Genomic DNA, 26,569 nt, shown 5'->3' with positions numbered 1-26,569 from the left:
GCCGGGGTGGGTTCGCGCGAAGGGTGGCCGACGGTGGGCTACGGGAACACGGAAGACGGTGCCGCAGAAGCTGCGGCAGGAGGCACGGGCGCGGGAGCCGGCGCCGAGCCCGGGGTGTCGGACAGCATGCGCACGTTCGGCGCGGTCGTCCAGGCATTGCGGGAGCACGCGGGCCTCACCCGCGAGGAGTTCGCCGACAAGGTGGGCTACTCCAAGCACACGGTCGCCTCGATCGAGCAGGGCCGCCGGATGCCGGACCGCGACTTCGTGGAACGCGCCGAGCCGGTACTCGGAGGCACCGGAGCCCTGCGCAAAGCCGCGCCACATCTCTCGCGGCAGGCGGGGCTGGCGAGTTGGTTCCGGCAGTGGGCTCGGCTGGAGACGCAAGCGGTGACCTTGTGGACCTACGAGTGCAGGGTCATCCCGGGGCTGCTCCAGACCGAGCGGTACGCCCAAGCCGTGACGGTCAGCGTTCCGCCGGTGAAAGACGAGGAGCAGGTAGCCAAGCAGGTCGCCGCCCGCTTGGAGCGCCACCAACTGTTCGAGCGTCGGCCGCCGATCGCCTTCAGCTTCATCATCGAACAGGCACTCATCGAGCGCGGCACAGGTGGGCCGGACGTGATGCGGGAGATGCTCGACGGCCTCATGGAGCGGTCGTCGCAGTTCAACGTGGAGTTGCAGATCATGCCGCGCTATCAGCCGGACCACGCGGGGTTCGACGGCCCGTTGATGCTCCTGGAATCACAGGAACACAAGTGGTTCGGTTACGCAGAAGGACAACGCGGCGGCATGCTGATCTCAGACCCGAAAGAGGTCAGCATCACGCTTCAGCGGTATGCGAAACTGCGCTCACAGGCTCTCAACTCCGAGGACTCCAGGAGCCTGCTGAAGCAACTGCGAGGAGCGGTATGAGCAGCATCGCCGAACTGGCCTGGTTCAAGAGCAGCTACAGCGGCTCCGACGGTGACGCCTGCATCGAGGTGGCTCACGGGACGACGGCGATCCACGTCCGGGACTCCAAGGACCAGCGGAGCCCCGAACTCGCCCTCTCCCCCGCCGCGTGGGACGCCTTCGTCTCCTACGCCACCCAGAGCTGACTAAGGGCGACCGAGGTTAGGCGTCATCTCAGGCGACGTGCAGTTGGGCGGCTCGGCCACCAGTAGAGCTTTCTTGCACCTCAAATGAAGGCACGCACGGTGACCTACGCGGCTGCGAGGTAGAGGGAGAAGTCGACCACTCGGCCATCGCGTTCGAAGCAGTGGCGGATCTAGCCGTAGCCGTTCATCCAGGATTGGGTGCGTTCAACCACCCAGCGCATGCCGAATTAGATCGGAGCGGGCACGCCCTTGCGGGCGATCTCGCCGATGAGGCCGTGGTCGGCGAGGACCCGGCGGCTGGGCTCGCCGTCATAGGCCGAATCGAGATGCACGGTGGCGTTGGTGGGCAGGTTCCCGACCGGTGCTTGGCGGCTTCGATGGTCGGTTCGAGCAGGACCGAGTCGTGCCGATTGGCGTCGGCTGAGGCGAGGCCGAGCGGTATCCCGCCGCCGTCGACCAGGGTGGAGCGCTTGAGCCCTTGCTTGGCCCGGTCCACTGGCAACGGCCCTGCCTTGTCGCCCTTGCACGGGGCCATGGTGTGACAGCCGTCGGCGGAGAGCTCGGACAGCTTTAGGCCGATTATCGTGTCGTATGCGTTCAGCGCGATGCGGTGCGGTTCGTGTGCCGGTCCCAGGTTGCTCCACTCTCGGAGCCTGTTGCGGATGGTCCAGTCCGAGCAGTCAGCGGTGGCGACTCGTTCGTATCCGGAGCCGTGTACCAGGGCTTCGAGGACCAGTCCGAACACCATCCTGTCGGGAACGCTTCGACGCTGGCAGGTGGCAGCCCAGCGGATGCGTGGGGTGGAACTCGCGTCGTTCGGGCAGGAGAGCCGAGAACTGTTCCCAAGAAGGCTCAAAGAGGGATGACGGCACGGAGGACAAGAAATCTCCTCGGCTTGCTCAGCGAACAGGGCGGCGAGAACGGCAGAGCCGCGCCTGTTCGCCACGTTCCCGGGCCGGGTCAGGGCAGCAGGTGTACTGCGAGTTGCTTCCACTGCTGTGTGGGCGGGGTGTGGGGTGTGGTGGTGAGGAGGTGGAGGCTGACGTGGTCGGCCCCGGCGTCAAGGTGCTCATGGACGCGGCGGGCGATGTCCTTGGCGGTGCCGTGGGCCACGAGTGCGTCGACGAGTCGGTCGTCGAGCGCGTCCACGTTCTCGTATCCCAGGGCGGGGAGCAGGGTGCGGCGGTTGGGCAGGGCGGCTGCTGCCGTGGTGCGAGCCAGGGCAGCGGTGTGCGGGCGGTCCGGGCCCAGCACGCACAACTGGGTGACGGCCAGGAGTCCGGTGGGGCCGAGTGCCGCTCTGGAGGTGCGGGTGTGTTCGACCGGCATGCCCAACGGGGTTGCGCCCCAGGCTCGTTCGGCGGCGAGTGCGAGCATGCCGGGGTCCAGGGCCGTGAGTACGCGGTGGGGTGAGGGGCCCGTGGCTGGCGGCCCGAACGGGGCGGCGTCCAGTGCGTCGAGGTAGGCGCGCATGGTGGGCAGTGGGGGGCCGTAGCGGTGGCCTCGGATGTCTTCGGCGAGGCTGGGGTGGCTGTCCCACAGGCCGAGCAGGAAGCGTCCGGGGAATGCCTCCTCAAGGGTGCGCTGTGCGGCGGCGGTCGTCACGGGGTCGCGCGCGTATATATCCGTGCCGCCGGCCGCCACCACGATCCGGCGGGTCTCTGACAGCAGGATCCCGGCCTGTGCCATCGCTTCCCGCCCTGCCGTCTCGGGGAACCACAAGGTGCCGAAGCCGAGCTCCTCGATGGTGGTCGCGGCCTCTCGGACACCGGCTGCCGAACAGGTGTCGAGTTCGCCGGCCCAGATGCCGATTCGCCCGAGGTGGGGCCTCTGATCGCTCACGCGTCTTGTCCCTCCACGTCCTGGGCGTCCAGGAATGCCGTGATCTGGGCCGCACCGGTTCGCTCCAACCAGGTGCGGAAGTCCATCGCGGCGGGGTGGATCCGCCGTGTGGCGGAGATGTCGGCGCGGTAGCCGCGTTCGTTCAACCACTCGTGGGCGAACGCGAACTGCTCGTTGACGGCACGGATGGTTTCCATTGGGATCTGGGCGTACGGAAGAGGGCGCCCGATTGCCGTCTCGATGTGCGCGGCGATCTGGACCGGGGTCAGTTCGTCGCCGGCCAGGGTCGTCGATCGCCCGATCCACTCCTGGGGCCGGGAGAAGGCCAGCTCGGTGACGAAACCGAGGTCGTCCACGGCCATGATCTGCAGCGGAGCTTCGGGGGCGATACCGGAGATCAGGTTGCCTCCTTGCAGGGCGTATTCACCGGTGTAGTTCTCCATGAAGGACACCGGCCGCAGAATCGTGGCGGGCAGGCCGAGCTTCGCGAGGTGCTGCTCGATCTGCCACTTGCTGATCAGGTTCTGCGGCAGCGCCTCACTGTCGTGGCGGTCCGCGCCGGCGACCGAGCTGAAGACAAGGTGTTTGATGCCGGCGGTGTGGGTGGCCTCGGCGATGTTCATTCCCCAGCGGACCTCGTCCTCGGCGGAGAAGTCCGCCGCCGTGCCGGGTGAGCCCACCGTGGGCTGGACGCTGAACAGCCCGTAGGCGCCTTCGGCAGCGTCGACGAGAGAGGAGATGTCCTCCATCTGCGCGCGTACGATCTGCGCCCCGGCTCCCGCCAGGGCTTTGGCCGGAGCGCCCTCCGGATTGCGCGTGAGGGCGCGCACTTGCCAGCCACCGTCAAGCAGATGCCTGGTGACTGCCCGGCCCTGCGGGCCGGTCGCCCCCGTCACGACGATGGTCTTGTCCGTTGGTTCCACTGTCTCTCCTGGATCTCACACACACCGGGGAGGGGCACACCCATAAATGGGGTGACCCTCCGGTTAATGCTCGATACGATATGGAGGACCACCCCGGTTAGCAAGCCGTCAGGAGCTCCCGTGTCCCATGACGCCACCATGCCGTCCTCGCCCAGGCGTCCCATGCGCGCCGACGCGCGGCGCAACCATGAACGGATCCTGGCCGCCGCCGGGGCTGCCATTGCCCAGCACGGCGTTGAAGCCTCCCTGGAGGAGATCGCGCGCCATGCCGAGGTCGGATCAGCCACACTGCACCGGCACTTCCCCTCCCGGCAGGCGCTGCTGGAGGCCGTCTTCAAAGACCGGGTGGAGACCCTCTGTGCCAAGGCGCGCGACCTCGCGACCGAGCCTGACCGGGAAACCGCGCTCGTCACCTGGCTACGCGCCGTCGGGGCACACGCCGTAACCAACAAGGGCCTGGGGGCAGCTCTGATGCCTGGTGCCGGCGATCCGACGCTCGGGGACACATGCCACACACTCATCGTGAACGCCGGCAGCGAACTACTCGCGCGTGCTCACCAAGCGCACGCCGTACGCCCCGAAGTCACCATCGCCCAGCTGCTCAAACTCGTCGGGGCCATTGCGCTTGCCACCGAACACGACAGTGACGGCGCGGCCGAAACCGACCGCCTGCTGACACTCGTCATCGACGGGGTGCGCCAGCACTGACGGCGCATAGAAGATCGTCCGACATGACACGCGAGGACCAGTAGAGCCTTGCCATCGCCCTGAGATCCCTGGGCTCCCGCCACCCTCGGGCCTGTCCTAGGTCGCTCCAACTCCCGCCTCGCGCCCCGCCCTGCCCTGCCCCACCCCGCCCGCCCCGGAACCGTCCGGCGTGGTGATCTACCTGGGGGAAGGGCGGCAAGGCACCCTTGGTACGGTGCCCCGATGCCAACGATCAAGCAGTTCCAAGTGACCTTCGACTGCGCGGAACCTGCGCGCCTCGCCGCCTTCTGGTGTGAAGTGCTGGGGTACGTCGTACTGGCGGTCCCGGAGGGTTTCGCCACGTGGGAGGAGTACCACCGCTCGCTGCCGCCCGCGGAGCAGGTGACCTACTTCGCGTGCAGTGATCCCTCGGGTGCGGGTCCGCGGCTGCTCTTCCAGCGAGTTCCCGAAGGCAAGGTCGTCAAGAACCGGCTGCATCTCGATGTGCGGGCCGGTACCGGGCTCGTGGGCGCGGAGCGCCTTGCCGCCCTCGAGGCCGAGTGCGCACGACTGGTCGCGCTCGGCGCGGTACATGTGCGAACGATGCACGCTGACGGCGAGAACGAGTCCTGCATCGTCATGCAGGACGTTGAGGGCAACGAGTTCTGCCTCGACTGAGTCTCCTCCGAGCGGTAGCCGCCGAAACGTCTCCGTAGGACCTCTGATACCACCACGGCGTGGCGGTGGCAGACCACACACCGATCAGGGACAGCATCGGCGGGGACCGGTCTCGGTTCCGTCGCCCAGGATGATCCCCGGCACCCCTCCGCGCGCCTCACCGAGTTCATCACTCTCTGCCCGACGAGTTGCTGACGCAGCACCGCCGGATCTTTCTTCGCCGGAGCCATGTCGACGGGGGCCGGCGCTTCAAGGCGGTCGCCACAACTCGGTTGTTCCGCACCTCGGGGGAACCTCATATCACTGGGCAACAGCGTCCAACATCGGCGCAAGCCATACGTAAGTGGCTCTCATGGGAGGCCGCATGGCGGCCGGTGGTGACTATGGAAATAGGAACAGCAGTGGGGGTCATGGGGGCGATTGCGCTCCCACTCCTGACGCAACTCAAATCGCTCAGCAGCTCCCTCAAGACTACTTGCGTAGCGATCTCCATCGCGGCTGCGGTCGGGGAGCCGCTCCACAGTGAAGCTGCTATCGGCCCGACAGTATTCGCCTTCTTCATCTCTTCGGGGATCGTCCTGCAATCGTGGAGGACGGATGCCGTCGTCGACAGCCTGGAACGCGAAGAACGAGGAATCCCGGCCCTACTGGAGGGCAACGCTGCCACACGCGGGCTTTTTGACATCGTGTGGCTGGTCCGCTACACGTTCCGCGTGAAGAAACATCCGCTCGAGGAGAGGGGCAGGAGGCCGAGCGAAAGCTGAGAGTACGCATCCTTCGCCTCGTGGATGCGGACGCTGCAACGACTAGCCCTGTGCCCGAACCGCGAGGTCCGAGCACACCTGCATCTTGCCTCGGCGAGGCTCTGGAATCCGACAGAGACAGAGTCGTGTGCGGTTTGCGCGGTGCTCCTGAAGAGCCGCATCAGCTTGAGGGGATCACCGGGGCCTCGTCCGCTCGAACGCCCCACCGGAACCCGTAATCGAGAAGCCTCTCGACCTGGTAGCGGGCGACGGCGTCGAACCGCCGCTCGCGGGCCAAACACCGTACTCGACGGAATCGTCTGCGTGGTCGTAGTCGTCGCCCCGCAAGTAGTAGGGCTTGCCGTCGACGTCTGCGAGGCCGACGCGAGGTGCGTCGTACCACTCCGACCCGACGTACACACGCTTGAAGCCGTCCGCGATCAGCTGCTCTTCGATCCCCCTCCCCTGGGCGCAGTAACCGCACGGCTCCTCGTCAGCCACCTCTTGCCGGCAAGGGGCCTACGGCGGGGCAAAGGCGCAATGACCGCGCCCTCAACAGGCCGACGGGACGACCCCGGACAGAGGACTCGGAGGACTCAGAGGACTCGGAGGACTCGGAGGACTCGGAGGACTCGGAGGACTCGGAGGACTCAGAGCGCAAGCGTTTCGGCGACGAGCCGCTTGCGGCGCTCGTGGGCCCGGACGAGGTCGGCGAGGAGCCACTCGGCGGTCCTGGCGGGCGCACGATCGACGTCGGCCATCGCGGTCTCCAGGGCAGGGTGGCCGGCGGCCCTGATCCGCTCGTACACGGTTTCGTGCAGGGGGGTTCTGCAGTGGAAGGGGCGCAGCAGGGCGGTTTCGGCGGTTGCGCGCCACTCGTCGATTCCGGTGCGGGCGTCGCCCACCGCGACGACGTAGGCGTGGTGGGCGGCGTGCCAGGCCGGAGCGCTGCTCAGTGCCTCCCACCGTCGGTCGACCCGTCGCAGCAGGCGGCCCCGCTCGGCACGGGCGGCCTGCTCATGTGCCAGGCGGTCGCGGACGTCGACGTACCGGGCGGTGGTGTCCATCAGGGCGACGAGTCGCGTCCCCTCGTCGTAGAACTCGGCGGCAGTCGCATGGGGACGGCTCGCTTTCCAGCGGGCCAACGCCCTGTCGAACTCCGCTTCCGCGGTTTCGTCCCGACCGGTAAAGCCCTCGATGTCCAGCGGACCGACATCGAGCACCGCGGGCCCCTTCTGTCGGTGGTTGGGGCCGATCCCCTGCGAGCGCAGGGCCGCGTAGACGGTCGGACGGCTGACGCGGGCGGCCTCGGCGAGTACGGAGACGCTGGTCTCACCCGCCTGCCACGCCGCGACGATCAGCATGTCGCGGCGGGCGGTCCGGAAGTTCGCGGCCCAGTCGCGCAACGCTTCCGTCGCCGCCACTCGTGTCCTGCTCACGCCGCGACCTCCAGTAGAGCAAGTTGACTTGTCAAGTCATTTTACAGAGGCCATATATGCAGGTCGCCGCGCCCTCACCGTTCCGGATGCGACTCTGGCGTCGCGGTACGTGCCCCCGATGCGGCGCCGTGGTGACCGGGCCCAGGACCGGCGGCGGGCGACTCGCGTCCACGCCAAGCATGGCCCGCCCGCGCACGTCATCGAGCCTCGCGGAGGAACTCCCTTGCGCCGCGCAGCCGGACGCTCAGCCGACGCTGGGTGGCGTCGCTGTCCAGGCGCACGTCCAAGGCCCCCAGGAGCTCCGTGTCCGCCCGGCGCCCGGTGGACAGCCGGGAGGGCTCGATGCCGTCGCGCCGGGCGATGAGCAGACCGAGTTCGTGGCGACTGACGGCATCGGCTCCGCCGAGGTGAAAGACGCCGGCCGCGTCGGAGACCGCGAGCTCCCAGAGGGCGGCTGCCAGATCGGCAACGTGCACAGGGCAGCGGATGTCGTCCGTGAACAGGGACCCTTGCCGCGTTCCGGCCGCCAGTTCGTGCACCGTTCGCTCGTGGGCGGATCCGCCGTCGCCGATGATCAACGAGGTCCGGGCGACGACCGCGGCAGGGTGGAGGAGACGCACAGCGGTCTCGGCGGCGGCCTTCGCGGCACCGTAGGGAGTCACCGGATCCGGAAGGGCCGTCTCGTCGTAGCGGGCACGGCGCCTGCCGGAGAAGACGGCGTCGCTGGATACATGCACGAGGCGGATGCCACGCTGCGCGGTGGTCCGGGCAAGGTGGCCGGGGCCGTCGGCGGTCACGGCCCAGTCGGCTTCTCCGCTGGACGCGTTGACCACCACGCCGGGCCCCACCACGTCGATGACCTCGTCAAGGGCTCGGGGATCGCGGAGGTCCAGGCGGTGCCACGAGGTGGTGGGGGCGCTGCCTGGGCGGGAGTGGTACGTCGCGGCCGTGACGCGACCGGCGACAGCCGCCTGTCGCACCAGCTCGTCACCCAGGAACCCGCTCCCGCCGATGATCAGCACTCTCATGCGGATACACGCTAGGGGCTGTCCCGCGATTCGTGGTGGATCAGTGCGCGGCGGCGGATGCGGTGCATCGCAAGGCGGAGGGGCGTCCGCATACTGGATGTATGGGGACGTTCCCGACAATGCGGCGAGGTGCCGTAGCTGTCGTCGCGCACCCGCCAGGAAGTGCGGGACAGCTCTTAGCTGATCGGCTTCTCCCAGACCGAGACGTGCTGGGTGCTGTTCTCGGTGAAGGGCTGGCGGTTCCAGCCGTCCCAGCGGTCACGCAAGCGCAGGCCGGCGAGCTGAGCCATGAGGTCCAGCTCGGCAGGCCAGACATAGCGGAAGGGGACTGAGCGGGCCTCGCCGCGGCCATCCTTCGCGATCTCGATGTAATGGCAGGTCGCGTCCTGGGTGACGGTGTCGTAGACGGTATAAGCCCACCCTGCCGGACTCGTGTGGAACGGGACGATGTTCTGCCCGGGCGGGATCTTGCGAAGTTCCGGGACCATAACCTCGATAACAAAACATCCTCCAGGAGCAAGGTGCTGGGCGACGTTACGGAAGCAGGCAACCTGAGCTTCCTGGCTGGCCAGGTTCATGATGGTGTTGTAGACCAGATAGGCCAGCGAGAAAGGCCCCTCCGTCTTCGTGTCCACCGTCGTGGTGGCGAAGTCGCCGATCGCGACATCGATTCCCTCAGCCCCGGGCTTGGCACGCATACGGGCCACCATCGCCCGGGACAGCTCAATGCCGTGCACCGATACGCCTCGACGCGCGAGCGGCAGCGCGATGCGCCCCGTGCCGATCGCCAGCTCCAGGGCTCGCCCGCCGTCGGCGAGCTCTGCCAGAACCTCCACAGTCTGCTCGATAACGCCCGGCTGGAACTCCGAACTTGAGGACTGGTCGTAGTGCTCTGCTACACGTTCTCCGAAGTGTCCATCTTCATCTATCACCGGCGGACCGTACCCCCGCACCAGGCCGGGGCGCAGACATTTTCGGGCCGGTCAATTAGCATCACGCTCTCGCGAAGCCTGGTGTCCGACGGGTGGTCAGGCAAACGAAAAACGCCTCTGACCAGCAAGAATAAGGATTGTTGAGGCCCTTGTTCCTGCCACCGTCGGAGGCACTTCCCAGGTGAAAAAGCGTATCGGTTTGTATCCTCGTGTTCGCCTCGGGGGCGGTGGCCGCACGGTGGTCTCGCAAGCGGGAGGCGTCCTGCTGGGGGAGACGGTCCGCAAGTCCGGTCTGGATCAGGCGATATCGACGGTACTGACACCGTGGCGCAAGCCGCGGACGGTGCACGAGCCGGGTAAGATCTTGCTGGATGTGGCCCTCGCGGTCGCGCTCGGTGGGAACTGTCTGGCGGACGCGGGCATGGTGCGGGCCGAACCGGCCGTGTTCGGTTCGGCCGCATCGGATCCCAGCATCTCCCGACTCATCGATGCCCTCGCCGCTGCCGGGCCGAGAGCACTGGACGCGATCCGAACCGCACGGGCCCAAGCCCGCGTACACGTCTGGAAACTCGCCGGCCCATCGGCTCCCGACGCCGGCGGGCAGGTGATCGTGGACATCGACGGGGTGCTCGTACTGGCGCACTCCGAGAAACAGGACACCACCGCGACCTGGAAGAAGTCCTTCGGGCACCATCCCCTGACGGCGTTCGTCGACCACGGGAAAGGCGGGACCGGGGAACCGGTGGCCGCGCTATTGCGGCCCGGGAACGCGGGCTCCAACACCGCCACCGACCACATCACCACCGCCCGGCTCGCCCTGGCCCAGCTCCCGAAGAAGTACCGGCGAGGACACCGGACGCTGATCCGCACCGACTCCGCAGGCGGCACCCACGAGTTCACCGCCTGGCTCGCCCAGCGCGGCAGGTGGCCGTCGTACTCGGTCGACATGACCATCACCGACCACATCCACCAGGCCGCCCTCACCGTCTCGCCCACCGCTTGGACACCAGCCGCCGAACCCCCCGCCGCCTGCGGCTCCGCCTCTTCTCCGCCGCCGCCCAGATCGTCACAACTGCCCGCCGCCAGCACCTGAGATTCGCACGCCACTGGCCCTGGACAGACGTCATCACGGACGCGATCGAACGTCTCGACGTGCTCCTGAACCCCGGCTGAGCAGCAGATCCGCCCATACCTGCAAGAGAACGTTCCATCCCGGAGCAGGGGAACCCGGCGTCCACCCGACACGACACTCGGGTCCCCGGCCTGCCCAACTGCGGCCACCGGCAACGAAATGGGCCACCGACTCCGTCGGCGGCCCATCATGAAAGATCGAGGTTAGTGGCACCCCACGCCACCCGTGGGGGAAAGGGGAAGTGCCAGTGGGCGGCGGTTCCGTCCGGATTACGGCACGCGTGGACCCCGCCGTCGTGGGCACGACGGCGGGGTGCGCAGGCGTCACCGGACTGCGCGGACTTCAACGGGGTGCGCAAGCTTCACGGTCCTCTCGACGAGCGGCCCGCGAACGAACGCGCCGTCTCAGCCGCGCACCCTCCGCGTAACGGGCCGCCTCTCCGCTTCCGGTCGGAGAGCCCTCGGCAGTCGGTCACTTGGCGAGGAAGGTGAGGAGCGCCTCGGTGACCTCCTGGGCGTGGGTCCACAGCAGGCCGTGGGGCGCGCCGTCGATGACGACGTAGTCGGCCTGCGGGACTGCCTGGTGGAAGAGGTCGCCGGTGGACTCGATGGGCAGGATGCGGTCAGCGGTGCCGTGCAGGATCAGGGCAGGGACGTCGATCTTGGGAAGGTCGGCACGGAAGTCGGTGGACCAGGTCGCCACGCAGGCCAGGGATGCGTACGCGGAGGCTCCGGCGGCAACGTTCCAGCTGTTGCGGACGGCCTCCTCGCTGATGCGGGAGCCGAGGTTCTCGTCGAGGTTGTAGAAGTCCTCGTAGAACGCGGTGAAGTAGGCGTAGCGGTCGGCGGTGACGGCCCCCTCGATGTCCTTGAAGATGGTGCCGTCGACGCCGCCGGGGTTGTCGTCCGTCTTGAGCAGGAAGGGTTCGAGGGAGGCGAGGAAGGCCGCCTTGGCGATCCGGGCGGAGCCGTAGGTGCCCAGGTAGCGGCCGACTTCGCCGGTCCCCATGGAGAAGCCGACCAGGACGGCGTCGTGGAGGTCGAGGGTTTCCAGGAGTGTGTTCAGGTCGGCGGCGAAGGTGTCGTAGTCGTAGCCGGTGGTGGGCCGGCCGGACCGGCCGAAGCCGCGCCGGTCGTACGTGATCACGCGGTAGCCGGCCGACAGCAGGGCGGCGGACTGCTTCTCCCAGGAGTGGCCGTCGAGCGGGTAGCCGTGGATCAGTACGACGGGCTGCCCGGTGCCGTGGTCCTCGTAGTACAGCTCGATCGGGGCGGAATTCTCCTGGCCGACGGTGATGAACGCCATGATGGGTGGTGCCTTTCGGTGAGTACGCGACGGGTGGTGACGGGCGCGGATGACAGTGCCGTCACGGTTGCGGCTTACGGCTTACGGGTTACGAGTTACGGAACACGGCTGGCTGCTGGTCACACCGGTCAGCGGACCGTCTGGGCCGCCTTCTCCACCACGCGGGTCACGGCATCGGGGCGCGAGACGGACACCGCGTGCGAGGCGTCGATCTCGGTCGTGTGCGCGTGCGCCCGAACCGCCATGAAGCGCTGTGCGGCCACCGGGATGTTGAGGTCCTCGGTGGTGACCAGCGACCAGGAGGGGATCGTCTTCCAGGCAGCCTGTGTGGAGGGCTCCTCCAGGGCGGCGGCAGCGACGGGGCGCTGCCCGGCTGCCATGAGCCTGGCCTTGGCGGCCGGCACGTCGGCTGCGAACTGGTGGCGGAAGTTCTCCGGCTTGATGTACACGTCGGCGCCCTGACTTCCGTCGGGCAGCGTGTAGTTGACCGACTCGATCGCGTCGCCGAGGGTGCTGCCGGGGAACTTGTTCGTCAGGCCCAGCGAGCTCTCGCCCGCATCCGGCAGGAACGCCGCGATGTAGACCAGCGCCTTCACCTTGCCTTCCAGCCCGACGGCGGCCTGGCTGATGACGGTGCCGCCGTAGGAGTGACCGACCAGGACGACGGGCCCGTCGATGTTCTCCAGGACGCTGCGCAGGTACGCGGCGTCAGTCGCGGGACCACGCAGCGGGTTGGCTGCGGCCACCACGGGGTAGCCCGCACGCTCCAGCCGGGTGACCACGCCGTCCCAACTCGCGGCGTCGGCGAACGCCCCGTGCTCCAGCACGATCGTCGGACGCTCCTGGGGGCGGGGCGCGGCACCGGCCACACCGGGAAGGGTGACCGCGGCGACGGACAGGCCTACGGCCGCTGTGACGCCGAGCAGGGCGGATCTGCGACTCGGACGGGCCAGGTGGGTGATGCGCATGCGTGTATCCATTTCCTTGGGTGTCGGCCCGCTTGGGGCCGGGGTTGTCCACCGGGCAGGTGCGTTCGAGAGACGAAGCACCGAGTGCCCTGGTGCGTGGATGAGTGGGGGTGCGCGATCGAGCTGCGCCGCCGAGAGGGGCTGCGCTGCCGGGTGGGGGTGCGCTGCCGGGTGGGGCACGCCCGTCGGCGCCACATGGCCTGCGCGGATCGGATGAGGGGCGCCTCGCCGCAACGGCCTCGTGTACGGGCCGCCGGGCTGTGACCCCGTTCGGTCCCGGAGTAACGCCTGGGCCCCACTGCCGGTGGAACGTCTTGCGTTCCCTACCTACGAGGGGAGAGCGGGATCGGTTCACGCCGAGAACAAGCTGATCTTCGCGGGCGCCGGACGCGACCGTGCAGGGACGTCGCCCGGCCGTCTCCGGATGTGTCGAGCCCTTGGCCGTGCGCGTCCCGCGGGCATCACGCGCCGTGGTGAGGGTCGTCTTTCGTCCTGGGTGCGGACCCCTCCACGACGGGGCCCGTACTCCTCAGACAGTGGCGTTCATGACTTCGTAGACGTGCCGGATGTAGCTGTGGGTGCGCTCCGAGCCGAGGAGTCCGTCGCCCAGCCGGTTCATCGTGTACGAGAACGTGAGGCGTCGATCGAGGTCCATCATGACGAGGGAACCGCCCCGGCCGACCCAGAAGCAGATTCTTCCGGTGGGCATGTGCGGCATCGTCCTCGTGTCGGCGAGCGCGAAGCCGACACCCCAGCGCACGGGGACGCCCAGGAACAGGTCGACTCCGTCGGCCTGTACGTCGAAGACCTTCTCCACCGTTTCCTCGGAGAGGACGCGGACGCCGTTCACCTCTCCGCGCCGCGAGATCATGGAGAGGGCACGGGCCATGCCTCGTGCGTTGCCGTGCCCGTTGACGGCTCCGAGTTCGGCACGGCGCCACTCCGGGGTGTCGACGTGCTCGTCCCGGGCGGGGCTTCCGAGCAACGTCCTGACGAAGATGCCGTCGGGATCGAGGCCGGCGGGCATACCGGAGAGCGGCGCCGGAGCGACCAACTCGGCGATACGCGGCCAGTCGGCCTCTCGCGCACCGATCTGGACGTCGGCCCGCGACGGTGTGGCGATCTCGGTGTCGACGAACTCCGTCAGCGTACGGCCGCTGACCCGCCGGACAAGCTCTCCCACGAGCTGACCCTGCGTCTGCACGTGGTATCCCGAGGCACTGCCCGGCTTCCACCAGGGCGCCTGCGCGGCCAGCCGGGCGCTCGCGGCCTGCCGGTCGTACAGCTGGTCCATGGTGAAGGGCTGCTGCCAGCCGGAGAGCCCGGAGGTATGTGCCAGGACATGCCGCACCTCGATGTCCTGCTTGCCCTCAGCGGCGAATTCGGGCCAGTAGTGCGCGACCGGACGGTGAAGGTCCAGTACCCCCCGGTCGACGAGGACGAGGGCCGCCAGATTGGTGAGGGTCTTGGTGGTCGACCACAGGTTGACCACCGTGTCCTCACGCCACGGAACGGTCCGCGCCTCGTCGGTGTGCCCGCCCCACAGATCCACTTCCATGACTCCGTCGACATCGACGGCGATCGATGCCCCCAGCTCCTCGCCCGAATCCAGGTGCGCCGCCAGCGCAGCTCGGACCGGCTCGAACCGGGCGGTACTCGTTCCTTCGACGTTGGCCATGTCTTTCCCTCGCTCCTTACGACGACCGTTCTCCCCCTGAACGCCGTGGAGATCACGCCGGTTCACGCCGGATCGCGCCGGATCGCAGGTGAGGGGCGTACGCGGATGCCCTGCGGGCAGGGGGTCGCCCCGCTCCACCCCCGCTCCGCACCACAGGCTGGGTACGAATGGCCACCGGTCACGCGGTCGCGAGGGCGCCCCCGCCAACGCGGCCCGTGCCCGCCGACGGCGTCGATCGCGCCGGGTGGCCTCCTGCTAATGTCCTGTTTGATACGCGGGAAGCGGACGACGAGGTCCTCGCCCCTTTCACCTACGCCGGCCCCTCACCCCGGCGGACAGGTCACCGCGGCGGAGAGTCGCGGCGGTCCGGGTGTCCCGGGGCCCGATTGTCGTCACCGCGGCAGTGGATCACCTCCTACAGGCCCGCGGGGTCATGGCCATGTGGGTGCCCCGACGGTGGCGCCGTCGAGCGGAATCCTTGGTGGGTACGGTGACAGCTGCGGGACAGGGTCTCGACTTCGGACTGCTGGGTCCGCTGGTGGTACGACGGGCGGGCACGGTACTCGATCCGGGGCGGCGCAGGCAGCGGCTCCTCATGATCCGCCTGCTGCTCGCCGACGGCCGGGCGGTCGCCCCGCAGACGCTGTGCGAGGAGCTGTGGCCGCAGCAGCCGGGACGGAAACCGGACGGAGCGATGGGCTCCCTGCACGCCCATGTCAGCAAGGTACGAGCGGTCCTGGAACCCCGGCACCTGCGCCGGCAGAGCACCTACGAGGTGCTGGTCACCGAACCCCTGGGGTACGCCCTGCGGGTACCGCCCGAGAGCCGCGACACCGTGCGCTTCGAGCACGCCCTCGCCCAGGCACACCGGTTCATGGACCAGGGCCGACCCGAACGCGTAGTGGAGGAAACCCGGAAAGCCCTGGAGATGTGGCGCGGCACCGCGTTCGCCGACGCCGCGCACCACCTGTTCGCCGCCCACGAGACAGCACGCCTGGAAGAACTGCGGCAGACCACCCGCGAGATCCGCACGACGGCCCTGCTTCTGCAAGGCCGGGTCACCGAAGCCCTGGACACCGCCCAGGAGCTGACCACGGAGCACCCTCTGCGGGAGACCGGATGGGCCCTGCTGCTGCGCGCCCTCTACCTCGCAGGCCGGCACCCCGAAGCGCTTCTGCGCTACACGGACCTGCGTCGGCACCTCGCCGACGAACTCGGCCTTGAACCGGGCCCGCCTCTGCGCGCCCTGCACCACGGCATCCTCCACCACGACCTGCCGCCCCTCCTTCCCTCCGTCGGGCTGCACCGATTCGGCGCCGCGTCCGCCCCGGGCGGGCCCGCCGGAGACAACAGCGATCCGGCCGGGTCCGGGGGGCGGGACCAAGACGGGGCGACCGCACCCGTCGACCCGGCCCCCGACGAACCGGCCGGGGCAGCCGATCCCTCCGACACGCGTCACGCCCCGGTCACGGACGACGGGGGAGCCGCCTCGCCGCCCCCGGTTCCTCCGGCACAACTGCCGCGCACTCTTCCGGTGTACGTGGGGCGGGCGGCCGAGGGCGCGTGGCTGTCGGCCGTGAGCGGCGCGTCGGGCACACCCGACCCGGTCGCTGCCCCTGTCGTCGTCATCAGCGGTGCTCCCGGTGTCGGCAAGACCACCTTCGCCGTCCACCACGCCCACCGCATCGCCTCCGCCTTCCCCGACGGGCAGCTCTTCGTCAACCTGTGCGGATTCCATCCCCACGCCCCCGCCGTCGAACCCGGCGACGCCCTGCACGGGTTCCTCACCGCCCTCGGGGTTCCCGCCCAGCGCATCCCCGAGGACACCCCCGGCCGCAGCACGCTCTTCCGCAGCCTTCTCGCCGACCGGCAGGTGCTCCTCGTCCTGGACAACGCCCGCGACGAGCAACAGATCCGCCCTCTGCTCCCCGGGGGAGCGGGCTGCCTGACGCTGATCACCAGTCGCAACCAGCTTCCCGGCCTGATCACCACCGACGGCGCCAAACCCCTCACCCTTCCGCTGCCCTCACAGACGGAGGCCCTCCAAGCCCTCGCGCGACGTTTGGGAACCGAGCGTGTGGCGGACGAGCCCACCGCCGCAGCCGACATCATCCGCCTGTGCGGACGACTCCCCCTGGCCCTGGCCGTGGTCGCCGCCCGCGCCGAACTCGACCCCTCCTTCCCCCTGGGCGCCATCGCCGACGACCTGCGACAGAGTCACAGCGGCCTCGACGCGTTCAGCGGGTTCGACACCAGCACCGATGTACGCGCCGTCTTCTCCTGGTCCTACCGGTCCCTGGACGAGTCCAGTGCCCGGCTCTTCCGCCTGCTCGCCCTGCACCCCGGCCCCGACCTCAGCGCCCCCGCCGCCGCCGGCCTCGCCGGCCTCCCTCTCGCCCGGACGCGCCGCGCACTCGCCTCCCTGATCAGTTCCTGCCTCGTGGAACAACCGCTGCCCGGCCGCTACAGCCTGCACGACCTCCTGCGCGGCTACGCGACCGAGCTCGCTCAGACCCACGACACCCCCGAGGAACGCCAGGACGCCACTCTCCGGTCCCTGGACCACTACATGTTCACCGCGTACGAGGCCAACCAGCTCCTCAAGCAGGACACGTCGTCCGACCTCGACCTCGGTGCCCCCGCCCCGGGAGTCACTCCGGAGGAACTCCCCACCGTCGAGCAGGCGACCCGATGGCTCACCGCCGAACACCGGGTGCTGACGGGCCTTCTCCACACCGCCGTCAGCCAGAAGCTGGACCGCCACACCACCGGGCTGGCCTGGGCGCTCAAGGAGTACCTCAACCGCCAGGAGTTCTGGCCCGAAGCCATCACCGCGCTGACTCCCGCCCTCGAAGTGGCCCGACGCCAGAACAACCGCCTCGAAGAGGGCCGTTGCCGACGCCACCTCGGCGGCATCCACGGCTATCTCGGCCATCGGGAGGAGGCCCTCCACCACCTGCGACGCGCCACCACGATCTTCGAGGAGCTCGGCGCGACCGGTGAGCAGGCCCGGGCCCACTACGTCACGGCGTGTGCGCTGTTCCTGTTCGGCCGGACGCAGGAGGCCGTCGCGGCCTCCGAGCGGGGGCTGGAGCTGTCCCGGGAGACAGGTGAGGAGTTGTGGCTGGCCGAGTGCCTCATCGAACTCGCCTGGTTCCAATCCAACCTGGGGCATCTCGAGAAGAGCCTTCGCTACAGCGAGGAGGGCATCGCTCTGTTCCAACGCCTGGACGCGCCGTGGCAGCTGGCCCAGGCCTGGGACGTAACGGGCTACAACCTCCGCATGCTCGGCCGTTACGAGGAATCGGCGGCCACCTACCAGCGCGCGACACGGGCGTTCGAAGAACTGGGCGACCACAGGAACGCGATCGGCACGTTGATGCGGCTCGGCGACACCCGGCTGGCCCTGGGCGACCATGAAGGCGCCCGGGCGGACTGGGTCCACGCCCTCGACAGCGCCGAGGAGCGCGCCATGTCCTACAGCGCCCAGCAGGTCCGTGACCGGCTCACCGCCCTGGACATGGATGCCGATCCCACTCCCCCCGTGCCGGAAAGAGCGGCGGGGAACCACCGGCTCCCGGTTCCGAGGAGTGGCCCGGCCCGTCCGGACCCGACGCGGGACGGTTCGGCGGAGGGCCACTCGTCCGCGATCCGCTGAGCTCCAGCGGCAGGGGAAGCGGTACGAGGTCTCTCCCACCGCCCCGGACGGTTCCGGCTGCTGAGCCGGGCCACGCCCCGGGATTCCGGACCGCACTCCTCCGGGCAGCAGGCCCCGGCGAAGCCGTGAACCGATCACAGACGTTCTCCTCGCCGTATCGGCCCCGGCGACAACGCCGGGGCGCACGGGAATGGTGGGTGAGGGATACACGCCCGGCGGGCGTTCCCGGAATCACCCGCCGCGAAATCGTGCACCGTGGTCTCCGAGCGCGTGTCCCTCCTGTGAACGCTCGGGACGAGAGGGCGGTTCACCCTGCGGTGCTGATGATGAGCGGCGGTCCGTACTCGGCCGGGACAACCCCGCTCGCTCCGGCCGGCGGCCCCCCGACAAGGCCGGTGGACCGATACGAAAGGTCGGGGTCAGGGAGCGACAAGGTTCGGTTAAGGGCTCCCCACGAGTGTTGAGCCGCTCACCCGCGCACGGGGAAGAGCACGCCACAGCACTCGACCAAGAAATGGGCACCACCCATGAACGGCATCTTGGAAGCGGGAACCACCACCCTCGCTCCGGCCCGGGCGCATGCCCGGCACGCCACATCGGACGCCGGCTGCGACGCCTTCGTCCAAGACATCTACGACCGGCACAGGCCCATGCTCGTCAGGTACGCCACGCGCCTGCTCGACGGCGACTGGCACAAGGCGGAGGACATCCTCCAGGAGACCGCCGCCCGGGCCTGGAAGCACGCCCCGTACCTGAGCACCCGCGGGGTCCACATCCGGCGGTGGCTGTTCACCGTGACGAGGAACCTCGTCATCGACCACTATCGGGCCCGGCGGCTCAGGCCGCTGGAGCTCGTGCCGGTCGAGGACCTGGACGCCTCCTGGGACAGCACGGATTCCACGATCACCTCCCATGCGGTGTTGATGGCTCTCCGGGAGCTGACTGAGCAGCAGCAAACCGTCATCCGCCTCATGTACGTCCTGGAGTGCGGCGTGGCCCAGACGGCGGCGCACCTCGGCATACCGCCCGGTACCGTCAAGAGCCGCTCCTATTACGCCGTGCGGGCACTGCGGAAAGCACTGGAGAAGCAGGGTGTTCTCGGGGAGTGACCACGGCCGGACGGATGCCGCCCGCCTCGGCCGGCAGAGTGCCCGACCGGGTGACGGACCTTCTCCGACGCGCCCCTTGTGGCTCTCGCGCATCGGCCCGGCCGAGTGCGGGGAGAAGTCCAGCGGCGAGGGCCGTACGCCCCGCGCGACGTCCCACGCCGGAGGAACTGAACCTCGAGCGGGCCGTGACCGTTCATAGCCTGGAAGCCGCCGTTGGCCCAGCCGGTACGGGCATCTGGCGCCCATTCTCACGAACGGCCCGACGGCTCCTCCCTGTGCAGGACACCAACAACACAGACGAAAGGCCGACTCCTATGCCGGTCATCACCAGCCCCCTTCGGCAGAGCGACCGCGAGACCGCGGGCAGGGCTCTGCAGGCGACCCTGGTCGACCTCCTCGACCTGTCCCTGGTCGCCAAACAGGCTCACTGGAACCTGTACGGGCCGCGTTTCCGCTCCGTACACGTCCAGCTCGACGAAGCTGCCGTCCTCGCGCGCGACTACGCCGACACCGTGGCCGAGCGTGCGGCCACTCTGGGCGTCAGCCCGGACGGACGGGCCGCCACGATAGCGGAACGTAGCGGTGTGCCCGCTTTCCCGTCGGGCTGGGCGAAGGACAGCGAGGCCGTCGCGGCCCTGAGCGCCGCCTTCTCCGCAGTGATCGACAGGGTCCGTCGGCGCATCGACGAGACGGGCCCCGTGGATGTCGTGACCCAGGATCTCCTCATCGGACTCACTGCCGAACTGGAGAAACACGCCTGGATGTTCCATGCGGAGAACCGGGCCTGATACACGGCTCACCGGCACCGGAAGTGCCGACCCCACCCGAGGGGGTCGCGCGTACCCCTCGTCCCGTACGACTCACCCCGCGAGGTCCGCCGACAGCGCTTCCCACACCGCCTCCTCCTCCACGCGCACCCCGTGCTCCGCGAGGGCGCGCGCCAGGTCGGGGTCCCACGGCGACGAGGCCGGGACCCCGGTCAGCGGGCGGCGATGGGGGCCGGCGGCAGTGATCGCCGCGCGGTAGTCGTCGGCCGAGTAGCGCCACGGTCGCCACGGCACCTGCCCGCGCCGCGTCGAGCTCGTGCCGACCGGCACTCGACCTACCGCTGGCGTCAGGACTCCCCTCCGCCGTGCGATCGCACGGACCGGACATCGGCGGCCCCGCGCTTCCTCGGACGGACGGCACGCACGGCACGCACGGACGGGCGGCACGGGCGGCACGTCGCGATCGCTCAGGAAACGGGGAACCAGGCCGAGAGCCGCTTGGCGATGACCGGGACATCGATGGTGTCCTGCGCGACGTCCTCCACGAACGGTCCGGCGATGGAGACAGGCGGTGGAGCGGTACCAGCGCCGAGGCCGTTGAGCCGCAGGAAGACGCGCATGGCGAGCCAGGCGGTGCGCTTGTTGCCATCGATCAGCGCATGATTGCGGGCGACGGAGTGCAGCAGCGCGGCCGCCTTCTCGTGCAGCGTGGGATACAGCTCGGACCCGAACACGTTGGTCCGCGGCCGCTCGACCGCTGACACCATGAGCCCCATGTCACGCACGCTGTGCTCGGTACCGTTGACCGCGCGGGCGATGGTCAGGATCTCGTCGATCTGGAGGTAGCGCACCTCGGTCACTTCAGGTAATCCAGGATCTCCGCATCGCTGTCCATGAGCTCGGCGAGGACGTCATCGACCTTCAGTTCGGCCCGGTTCTGGGCTTCGCGGATCGCCTCGATGGCGAGTTCCTGCTTGCTGCGGTGCTCGCGACGAGCACGCTCGGTGAGCTTCGCGTCGAGGTCGTCGGGGAGTCGGAGTGTCATTGCCATGGAGCCGATGATACCGGACTGGTATCGCGGCGGCGCGGGAAAACCAGCCACTCCGGGCCCGCCCCATAGCCGTCGCGCCCAAGGCGGCGGGGCGGCGGGGCGGCGGGGCGGCGGGGCGAAACGCAGCTCTCCCGTCCAGGGGTCCGCCGCACGGATCGGGGTCAGGCGCGGGCGGCGACGAACCAACGGGCGGGAAGTTCCACCGTGGAGCCGTCGGAGCGGGTCTCGCTCATGGTGAGGGCGGTGGCGCCTTCGCCGAGGACGGTGAGCCCCGCCGCCCGCAGCAGGGCGGCGATTTCGCCCTCGGCGACCTCGCCGGGGCGCAGGTCGTTCTCCTCGACACGGCGCAGCTTGGGGGAAGGGCCGCCGGGCTGAGCGGCGACGGCGGCGATGACCGCCTTGGCCTGACCGGTCGGCTCCATGATCAGGGCCCTGCCTCGCGCGCCGAGCAACTGGGCGACGGCGGCGGCTACCGCAGGACGGTCCTCGCGGTCGCTCTGGTGCAGGACGGCCCGCATGTAGACGTTGCTGTCGCCGAGGCGCTCGTGCAGCGCGCCGGTCTGCGCCGGATCGGCGAGGTTGAGCTGCTCGTACGTCGCGGCTCCGCTCGGATCGGACCGGCGCGCGTGGGCGACGGCGGCGGCGGAGAGGTCGACGCCGACGGCGGGGGTGAAACGCGTGGCGAGGAACCGGGTCTGGGTGCCGTTGCCGCACCCGAGGTCGGCGACCGGCAGGGAGTGGTCGGCGTACGGGGTGAGGTGCTCGAGGTCGCGCCGCGCCGTCACGGCCGGATCCGCGTCCCAGAACGGTTCGCCCTGCTCGCCGGAACCACTCTGCCAAAAGCCTTCCCACGCGGTGCGGTAGCGGTCGGACACGGTCATGGCGTTTCCTCACGGTGTGCGGGCGGTTCGGTGCGCGGGCGGTTTGGCGTGCGTGCGGTTTGGCGTGCGGGCGGTTTGGCGTGCGGGCGGTTCGGTGTGCGGGCGGTTCGGTGTGCGGGCGGTTCGGTGTGCGGGCGGTTCGGTGTGCGGGCGGTTCGGTGTGCCGGTGGCCGGCACACCCGATGGCTACCCCACCCTTCGTCCCCGACCCGCGCGGCGAGGATTCCGTCCCCTGCTGACGGGCGACGGCGGCAGCGGCACCAGCACGGAGCTTGCCCTCCCGCACGCCGACGCCCCCCCTGGTCGGTATCACGCTCCCGGACGGACGGCACCTGTACGCCATAGTGAAGAGCGGGCGAAGAGGGCGACGGAACATGGTGGTACGACCTCCACATCCACCTGCCCCACCAGAGCAACGTGCGGGGGCAGCTCCGGGTCCAGCCTGCCGCCGTGATCTCCCGGGCACCCACCGCTCTCCGTGAGCCGGTCGACGCACAGCCCTGCGAAGAGGTATCCACCGAGGGGCACGTGCTCGCGCGGGTTCCCCATCGTCCTGACTCGGCGGTGATTTCCCAGGCGCTCGAACAGTTGTCTCGGTGTCGCCAGGATGCTGCCAATGATCATGGCCGACCGTCAAGAGGTGAACCCGTGCCGCCTTCGGCCCGACACCGTGTCACACCGCACTCCGTCGGCCCTCGACTTCCCTGCACAGAAGGCGAGTTGCAACTGCGAACCGGCTACGTGCGCACCAGCTCCGGGAGTAATTTCTTTAACCAATCTTCACGTTGGTCAGAGCACCGGTGGAGACTGATGCGCGATTCCGGACACTCCGCGCATTTGCGTCCAACGTTTCTTACCGGATCACGGCCGCCCACCTTCTGGACTTTGCTTGACAGCCGCAAAACCCATTGGCATAGTCCTCAAATTGTGAATCGCCGAACAGTCGCCCACCCCCAACCGCCGGACAGCCGGGGGCATTTACGCATCCTGATGTTCTTGGAACTCGCATCAGAATCTGCTTGAATCGCTGACCAGACGAGCCGCATACTCTTATCCGGCCGAACCACTGAGAAGTTTCACCGGGAGCCCGACCCGGTCGGCTTCCCAGCCACTGTCACGTGCCACCAGGAGCCCGGGGCCCCCACCGGGTTGCGCAGAAGGGCTGTTCGGGGCAGTCACGCGCCGCCGGCCCGAAGCACCGTGCGGCCGAGGCGGCACCGTGTCGCATCCGACCAGTTCTCACGGCTGGACGCAACAAAGGAGCGGAAAGACGCCCCGCTCGCACCGGACTCCGCAGGAAATCCCGTGAAACGTGTTCCGCACAGAACGCCAAGATTTAATTTTCCCGCAAGAATCACGGGGGCCCCTTCGGCAAGTGCATCCAGGTTTTCGCAGAGCGGGACAGCGAACCGGAAACCGCGCGTCCGGTCATCTCCATTATCTCTCGGGCAGAAATAACAACAGATTCCTCCGGTTCCTGCCGGGCTTGCGGCTGCCCGGAAATCGGGGTGCGCACCACAACTGCAGGCACGTAGGCAATCCATGGACTGCACACCAGGTCCACCGTCGGTGCGTGGAGCCCGGCGGGGCGAAGACACCCGCTCCGGGGCACGGCTTGCGCGGCCTCTTGGCGCCCGGGGCGAAACCTTGACGGCCCTTCCGTAATCACGACCACTCACGCTCAGCACCGACGCGGCCCCCTCAATGCTGTCCGGCCGACCCCGGACACCGACCAGCCGTGACGCCCCCATTTGGAGTACGTATGCGGTTCCTCGTCCTCAACCGGACCCCCCTGGCCCAGCGGCGCTACGACCGCTTCCTCGGGGACGCCCACGACGTCGTCCTGATCACCGACGCAGCAGCTGTGCCGGCGGATCCGGACGAGCGGGACGCCGTACTCGCCGGCTATGCGCACGTCGAGATCGTGAAGGACTTCCACTTCGACGCGAAGGTGGAGCTCCGGGCTCTGGAACTGCACGAGAAGTGGGGTTTCCAACGGCTGCTCGCCGTCTCCGAGTTCGACCTGCTGCGCGGAGCCCGGCTCCGGGCCGCCATGGGTATCCCCGGCCAGTCGGCCCAGAGCGTCATCGCGTTCCGCGACAAGTTCGCCATGAAGTCCGTCCTTGCGGAAGCGGGGGTCCCGCTCCTCCCCTTCGCCGCCGTCACCCACACCACGGATCTCCTGGACTTCGTCGCCGCGCACGGATATCCCGTGGTGGTGAAACCGCGCCGCGGCGGGGGCTCGATGGACATCGACGTGCTGCGCTCTCCCGACGACCTGCCGGACCTGCTGTCCCGCCACCCCGAACTGGGCACGGACGACGGTGCTCACCTGCTGGCCGAGACCTACCTCGACCACGAGCTCTTCCACATCGACGGTGTGCTACGGGGTGGCGAGGTCCAGTTGATATGGCCGTCCAGTCAGGGCGACACCACCTGCCTGGACATCCGCAGGGGTCGTTCGATCCGCAGCGCGATGATGGACCCCGCGGACCCGCTCGCCGAACAGCTGCGCGCCATGACCCTCGATGCGCTGGCGGCCCTCCCCTCCCCGGATGACTGCGTGTTCCACGCGGAGATCTTCCGGGGGCAGGACGGGGAGACCGGCCTCGTCTTCAACGAGATCGCCGCGCGGATGGGGGGCGGCCTCATCGAGGAAATGCTCGAACTCGGCTTCGGAGTCAGGCTTCCCGAGTACCACCTGAGGTCCCTCACCGCCAACGACCCGCCCCGACTCCCGCGGCAGCCGCTGCGGATGGCCGGACTGACTCTCTTTCCGCCCCGCCCCGGCACGCTGACCGAGATTCCGGAGCAGTGCCCGGTTCCGGGTGTCAGCGTCTACAACCGGCACGCGCAGCCCGGGACCGTCCTCGCGGGCGCCCTGCTCAGCACGGAGAAGATCGCCTCCGTCCTGGTGACGGGTGCCTCGCGCCAGGAAGTCGAGCGGGTACTCACCGAGGTCCACGACTGGTTCCACGAGAACACGGTCATCACCGACCCCGCTTGAGTGGGGTCCGGCGGTCGTGACCGGGGCGCTGTGCCGGACACGACACCGGACCACGTCCCGCGCCCGGCCACGATCCGCCGGACACCGCCCGCCGGTCCGCCGTCGCGGGCCGACGCGCGCCCTCGTCCCCATTCCTCCTGCCCTGTACCGGCAGACCACAGCCACCTTCCAGGGGCACACCTGCCACCAGGCTGCCTTCCACGACGACCGGAGAGCGAACCCGAATGATCATCACGTCCGTCAACATCACGCCCATCGCGGTCAAGGACCCCCCGCTGCTGAACTCCGAGGGAGTGCACCAGACCCACGCACTGCGGTCGGTGATCCAGGTGCACACCGACGACGGTTTCACCGGGCTCGGTGAGACGTACGGCGACGACCAGATGCTCACCTGGCTGCGGGCGGTGGCCCCCCGGCTGATCGGTACCGACCCCTTCGCCACCAACGTCCTGGCGAAGACCGTCGCCGAGGTGCTGTCCGCCTTCGAACGCGAGGGGTCTCGCGAACTCCCGGTGGGCGCGGGGTACCCCATGGCCAACGCGGCCTCCAGCAAGACCCGCGCGGCGGTCTTCTCCGCCTTCGAGGTCGCCTGCCTGGACATCCAGGGCAAGGCCCTCGGCCGCCCGGTCCACGAACTTCTCGGCGGCAAGATCCGGGACGCCGTCCCCTACAGCGCGTACCTGTTCTACAAGTGGGCCGAACACCCCACGCGGCCGTACGAGGCCGACTCCTGGGGCGAGGTCCTCACCCCCGAGGCGATGGTGGAGCAGGCCCGCCGCATGGTCTCCGAGTACGGGTTCACCTCGCTGAAGGTCAAGGGCGGCGTCCTGCCTCCCGGCACCGAGGTCGACACCGTGCTGGCGCTCCGTGAGGCGTTCCCGAACCACCCCGTGCGCATCGACCCCAACGCCGCCTGGACCGTGGACGTGGCCGTGGAGGTGGGCAAGCGGCTGGAAGGGGAGCTGGAGTACCTGGAGGACCCGGTCGACGGCACGCCGGCCATGGCCGAGGTGGCGCGCCGCGTCTCCATGCCGCTGGCCACCAACATGTGCGTCACCGCGTTCGAGGACATCCCCGAGGCCGTGCGCGAGGGTGCTCCGCAGATCATCCTCTCCGACCACCACTTCTGGGGCGGCCTGCGCCAGTCGGTCGCACTGGACGTCCTCTGCGACACCTTCGGCCTGTCGCTCTCCATGCACTCCAACACCCACCTGGGCGTCAGCCTCGCGGCGATGACCCACTTCGGCGCGGTGTCCCGCAGCCTGGCCTACGCCTGCGACACGCACACGCCGTGGCAGACGGAGGAGATCGTGGTCCCCGGCGCACTCTCCTTCGTCGACGGCGAGGTCAGGGTGCCCGACGCGCCGGGTCTCGGGGTCGAGCTCGACCTCGACGCCGTGGCACGGCTGCACGAGCAGTGGGAGAAGTGCGGGGTCCGCACCCGTGACGACGTGACCCCCATGCAGGCCGTGAACCCGGACTGGACCGGGGCGGTGCCCCGCTTCACCTCCCTCTGACCAAGGGGCCGGTGCGGTCGGCCCGCGGACCATCCGTCCCCGGGCCGACCGTCCGAGGGCCGCCCGGCAACGCGCGTCGGCCCGACGGGAATTGCCGGACTCGCCCGAACCCTTCCGATCCATCCGA

Annotated in this window: 23 protein-coding genes and 2 pseudogenes; 11 read left to right on the top strand and 14 right to left on the bottom strand. The window is 69.1% G+C overall.

The window, feature by feature from the left end; all coding sequences use genetic code 11:
* Positions 1-33: 33 nt before the first annotated feature.
* A complete protein-coding gene (locus tag ACFYPN_RS07115; RefSeq protein WP_389297319.1) occupies positions 34-912 on the top strand; it encodes a Scr1 family TA system antitoxin-like transcriptional regulator in 879 nt (292 codons plus the stop codon).
* Positions 909-1,097, top strand: a complete 189-nt coding sequence (locus tag ACFYPN_RS07110; protein WP_389297129.1) for a DUF397 domain-containing protein — start codon at positions 909-911, stop codon at positions 1,095-1,097. Before ACFYPN_RS07115 ends, ACFYPN_RS07110 begins: the two co-directional genes overlap by 4 nt.
* A gap of 80 nt (positions 1,098-1,177) precedes the next feature.
* Here ACFYPN_RS07110 and ACFYPN_RS07105 read toward each other — a convergent pair.
* The 3 genes and pseudogenes from ACFYPN_RS07105 to ACFYPN_RS07095 form a co-directional block, all read right to left on the bottom strand.
* Positions 1,178-1,978: pseudogene (locus ACFYPN_RS07105) on the bottom strand (transposase).
* Between the two features lie 79 nt (positions 1,979-2,057).
* On the bottom strand, positions 2,058-2,939 hold the full coding sequence (locus tag ACFYPN_RS07100; protein ID WP_389297127.1) for a TIGR03620 family F420-dependent LLM class oxidoreductase: 882 nt from the start codon (positions 2,937-2,939) through the stop codon (positions 2,058-2,060).
* Entirely contained in the window at positions 2,936-3,862 is a 927-nt protein-coding gene (locus ACFYPN_RS07095) for an NmrA/HSCARG family protein (protein ID WP_389297125.1), read from the bottom strand. Before ACFYPN_RS07095 ends, ACFYPN_RS07100 begins: the two co-directional genes overlap by 4 nt.
* Positions 3,863-3,982: 120 nt before the next feature.
* On the opposite strand from ACFYPN_RS07095, the gene ACFYPN_RS07090 reads away from it, so the two are divergent.
* The 3 genes from ACFYPN_RS07090 to ACFYPN_RS07080 all read left to right on the top strand — a co-directional run bounded on the left by ACFYPN_RS07090 (position 3,983) and on the right by ACFYPN_RS07080 (position 5,991).
* Positions 3,983-4,570, top strand: a complete 588-nt coding sequence (locus ACFYPN_RS07090; protein WP_389297123.1) for a TetR/AcrR family transcriptional regulator — start codon at positions 3,983-3,985, stop codon at positions 4,568-4,570.
* Between the two features lie 222 nt (positions 4,571-4,792).
* The gene (locus tag ACFYPN_RS07085; RefSeq protein ID WP_389297121.1) at positions 4,793-5,227 is read left to right on the top strand and encodes a VOC family protein; all 435 of its coding nucleotides are present in this window, start codon (positions 4,793-4,795) and stop codon (positions 5,225-5,227) included.
* 383 nt (positions 5,228-5,610) lie between these two features.
* Entirely contained in the window at positions 5,611-5,991 is a 381-nt protein-coding gene (locus ACFYPN_RS07080) for a hypothetical protein (RefSeq protein WP_389297119.1), read from the top strand.
* A gap of 174 nt (positions 5,992-6,165) precedes the next feature.
* Here ACFYPN_RS07080 and ACFYPN_RS07075 read toward each other — a convergent pair whose 3' ends face one another.
* The 4 genes from ACFYPN_RS07075 to ACFYPN_RS07060 all read right to left on the bottom strand — a co-directional run bounded on the left by ACFYPN_RS07075 (position 6,166) and on the right by ACFYPN_RS07060 (position 9,369).
* Entirely contained in the window at positions 6,166-6,471 is a 306-nt protein-coding gene (locus tag ACFYPN_RS07075) for a hypothetical protein (RefSeq protein ID WP_389297117.1), read from the bottom strand.
* A 149-nt stretch (positions 6,472-6,620) separates the two neighbouring features.
* Complete coding sequence (locus tag ACFYPN_RS07070; RefSeq protein WP_358759774.1) at positions 6,621-7,409, bottom strand: hypothetical protein; 789 nt, start codon at positions 7,407-7,409, stop codon at positions 6,621-6,623.
* Between the two features lie 197 nt (positions 7,410-7,606).
* Positions 7,607-8,437 carry a sugar nucleotide-binding protein gene (locus ACFYPN_RS07065; RefSeq protein ID WP_358759776.1) on the bottom strand — a complete coding sequence of 277 codons (831 nt, stop codon included), beginning with the start codon at positions 8,435-8,437 and terminating at the stop codon, positions 7,607-7,609.
* Positions 8,438-8,613: 176 nt separating this feature from the next.
* On the bottom strand, positions 8,614-9,369 hold the full coding sequence (locus ACFYPN_RS07060; RefSeq protein WP_358759778.1) for a class I SAM-dependent methyltransferase: 756 nt from the start codon (positions 9,367-9,369) through the stop codon (positions 8,614-8,616).
* 181 nt (positions 9,370-9,550) lie between these two features.
* On the opposite strand from ACFYPN_RS07060, the pseudogene ACFYPN_RS07055 reads away from it, so the two are divergent.
* Positions 9,551-10,542 (top strand): annotated as a pseudogene (locus tag ACFYPN_RS07055) (IS1380 family transposase).
* 430 nt (positions 10,543-10,972) lie between these two features.
* Here the strand turns inward: ACFYPN_RS07055 and ACFYPN_RS07050 are convergent.
* The 3 genes from ACFYPN_RS07050 to ACFYPN_RS07040 all read right to left on the bottom strand — a co-directional run bounded on the left by ACFYPN_RS07050 (position 10,973) and on the right by ACFYPN_RS07040 (position 14,452).
* Complete coding sequence (locus ACFYPN_RS07050) at positions 10,973-11,806, bottom strand: alpha/beta hydrolase (RefSeq protein WP_358759780.1); 834 nt, start codon at positions 11,804-11,806, stop codon at positions 10,973-10,975.
* A gap of 128 nt (positions 11,807-11,934) precedes the next feature.
* On the bottom strand, positions 11,935-12,774 hold the full coding sequence (locus ACFYPN_RS07045; protein WP_358759782.1) for an alpha/beta hydrolase: 840 nt from the start codon (positions 12,772-12,774) through the stop codon (positions 11,935-11,937).
* Positions 12,775-13,303: 529 nt separating this feature from the next.
* Positions 13,304-14,452 carry a serine hydrolase domain-containing protein gene (locus tag ACFYPN_RS07040; RefSeq protein WP_389297114.1) on the bottom strand — a complete coding sequence of 383 codons (1,149 nt, stop codon included), beginning with the start codon at positions 14,450-14,452 and terminating at the stop codon, positions 13,304-13,306.
* Between the two features lie 490 nt (positions 14,453-14,942).
* Between ACFYPN_RS07040 and ACFYPN_RS07035 the strand changes: the two genes are divergently transcribed.
* From ACFYPN_RS07035 to ACFYPN_RS07025, 3 genes are all read left to right on the top strand, one after another.
* A complete protein-coding gene (locus ACFYPN_RS07035) occupies positions 14,943-18,110 on the top strand; it encodes a BTAD domain-containing putative transcriptional regulator (RefSeq protein WP_389297113.1) in 3,168 nt (1,055 codons plus the stop codon).
* A 527-nt stretch (positions 18,111-18,637) separates the two neighbouring features.
* Positions 18,638-19,219 (top strand): sigma-70 family RNA polymerase sigma factor, encoded by a 582-nt coding sequence (locus ACFYPN_RS07030; RefSeq protein WP_389297111.1) that lies wholly within the window; start codon positions 18,638-18,640, stop codon positions 19,217-19,219.
* 314 nt (positions 19,220-19,533) lie between these two features.
* Positions 19,534-20,007: a DNA starvation/stationary phase protection protein gene (locus ACFYPN_RS07025; RefSeq protein WP_389297109.1), complete on the top strand. Its 474-nt coding sequence runs from the start codon at positions 19,534-19,536 to the stop codon at positions 20,005-20,007.
* Between the two features lie 72 nt (positions 20,008-20,079).
* Here the strand turns inward: ACFYPN_RS07025 and ACFYPN_RS07020 are convergent, their stop codons facing one another.
* From ACFYPN_RS07020 to ACFYPN_RS07005, 4 genes are all read right to left on the bottom strand, one after another.
* Positions 20,080-20,280, bottom strand: a complete 201-nt coding sequence (locus ACFYPN_RS07020; protein ID WP_389297107.1) for a DUF2399 domain-containing protein — start codon at positions 20,278-20,280, stop codon at positions 20,080-20,082.
* Between the two features lie 173 nt (positions 20,281-20,453).
* Complete coding sequence (locus ACFYPN_RS07015; protein WP_358759791.1) at positions 20,454-20,846, bottom strand: type II toxin-antitoxin system death-on-curing family toxin; 393 nt, start codon at positions 20,844-20,846, stop codon at positions 20,454-20,456.
* Complete coding sequence (locus ACFYPN_RS07010; RefSeq protein WP_145766086.1) at positions 20,843-21,037, bottom strand: ribbon-helix-helix protein, CopG family; 195 nt, start codon at positions 21,035-21,037, stop codon at positions 20,843-20,845. Before ACFYPN_RS07010 ends, ACFYPN_RS07015 begins: the two co-directional genes overlap by 4 nt.
* Positions 21,038-21,198: 161 nt before the next feature.
* Positions 21,199-21,918: a methyltransferase domain-containing protein gene (locus ACFYPN_RS07005; protein WP_358759793.1), complete on the bottom strand. Its 720-nt coding sequence runs from the start codon at positions 21,916-21,918 to the stop codon at positions 21,199-21,201.
* Between the two features lie 1,762 nt (positions 21,919-23,680).
* On the opposite strand from ACFYPN_RS07005, the gene ACFYPN_RS07000 reads away from it, so the two are divergent.
* Both ACFYPN_RS07000 and ACFYPN_RS06995 read left to right on the top strand, forming a co-directional pair.
* Positions 23,681-24,925, top strand: a complete 1,245-nt coding sequence (locus ACFYPN_RS07000; RefSeq protein WP_389297105.1) for a hypothetical protein — start codon at positions 23,681-23,683, stop codon at positions 24,923-24,925.
* 224 nt (positions 24,926-25,149) lie between these two features.
* On the top strand, positions 25,150-26,442 hold the full coding sequence (locus tag ACFYPN_RS06995) for a glucarate dehydratase family protein (protein WP_358759797.1): 1,293 nt from the start codon (positions 25,150-25,152) through the stop codon (positions 26,440-26,442).
* Positions 26,443-26,569 lie beyond the last annotated feature (127 nt).

The organism is Streptomyces sp. NPDC005576 (assembly GCF_042871745.1).
Classification (GTDB): Bacteria; Actinomycetota; Actinomycetes; order Streptomycetales; family Streptomycetaceae; genus Streptomyces.
This window is presented reverse-complemented; position numbering and strand designations above follow the sequence as displayed.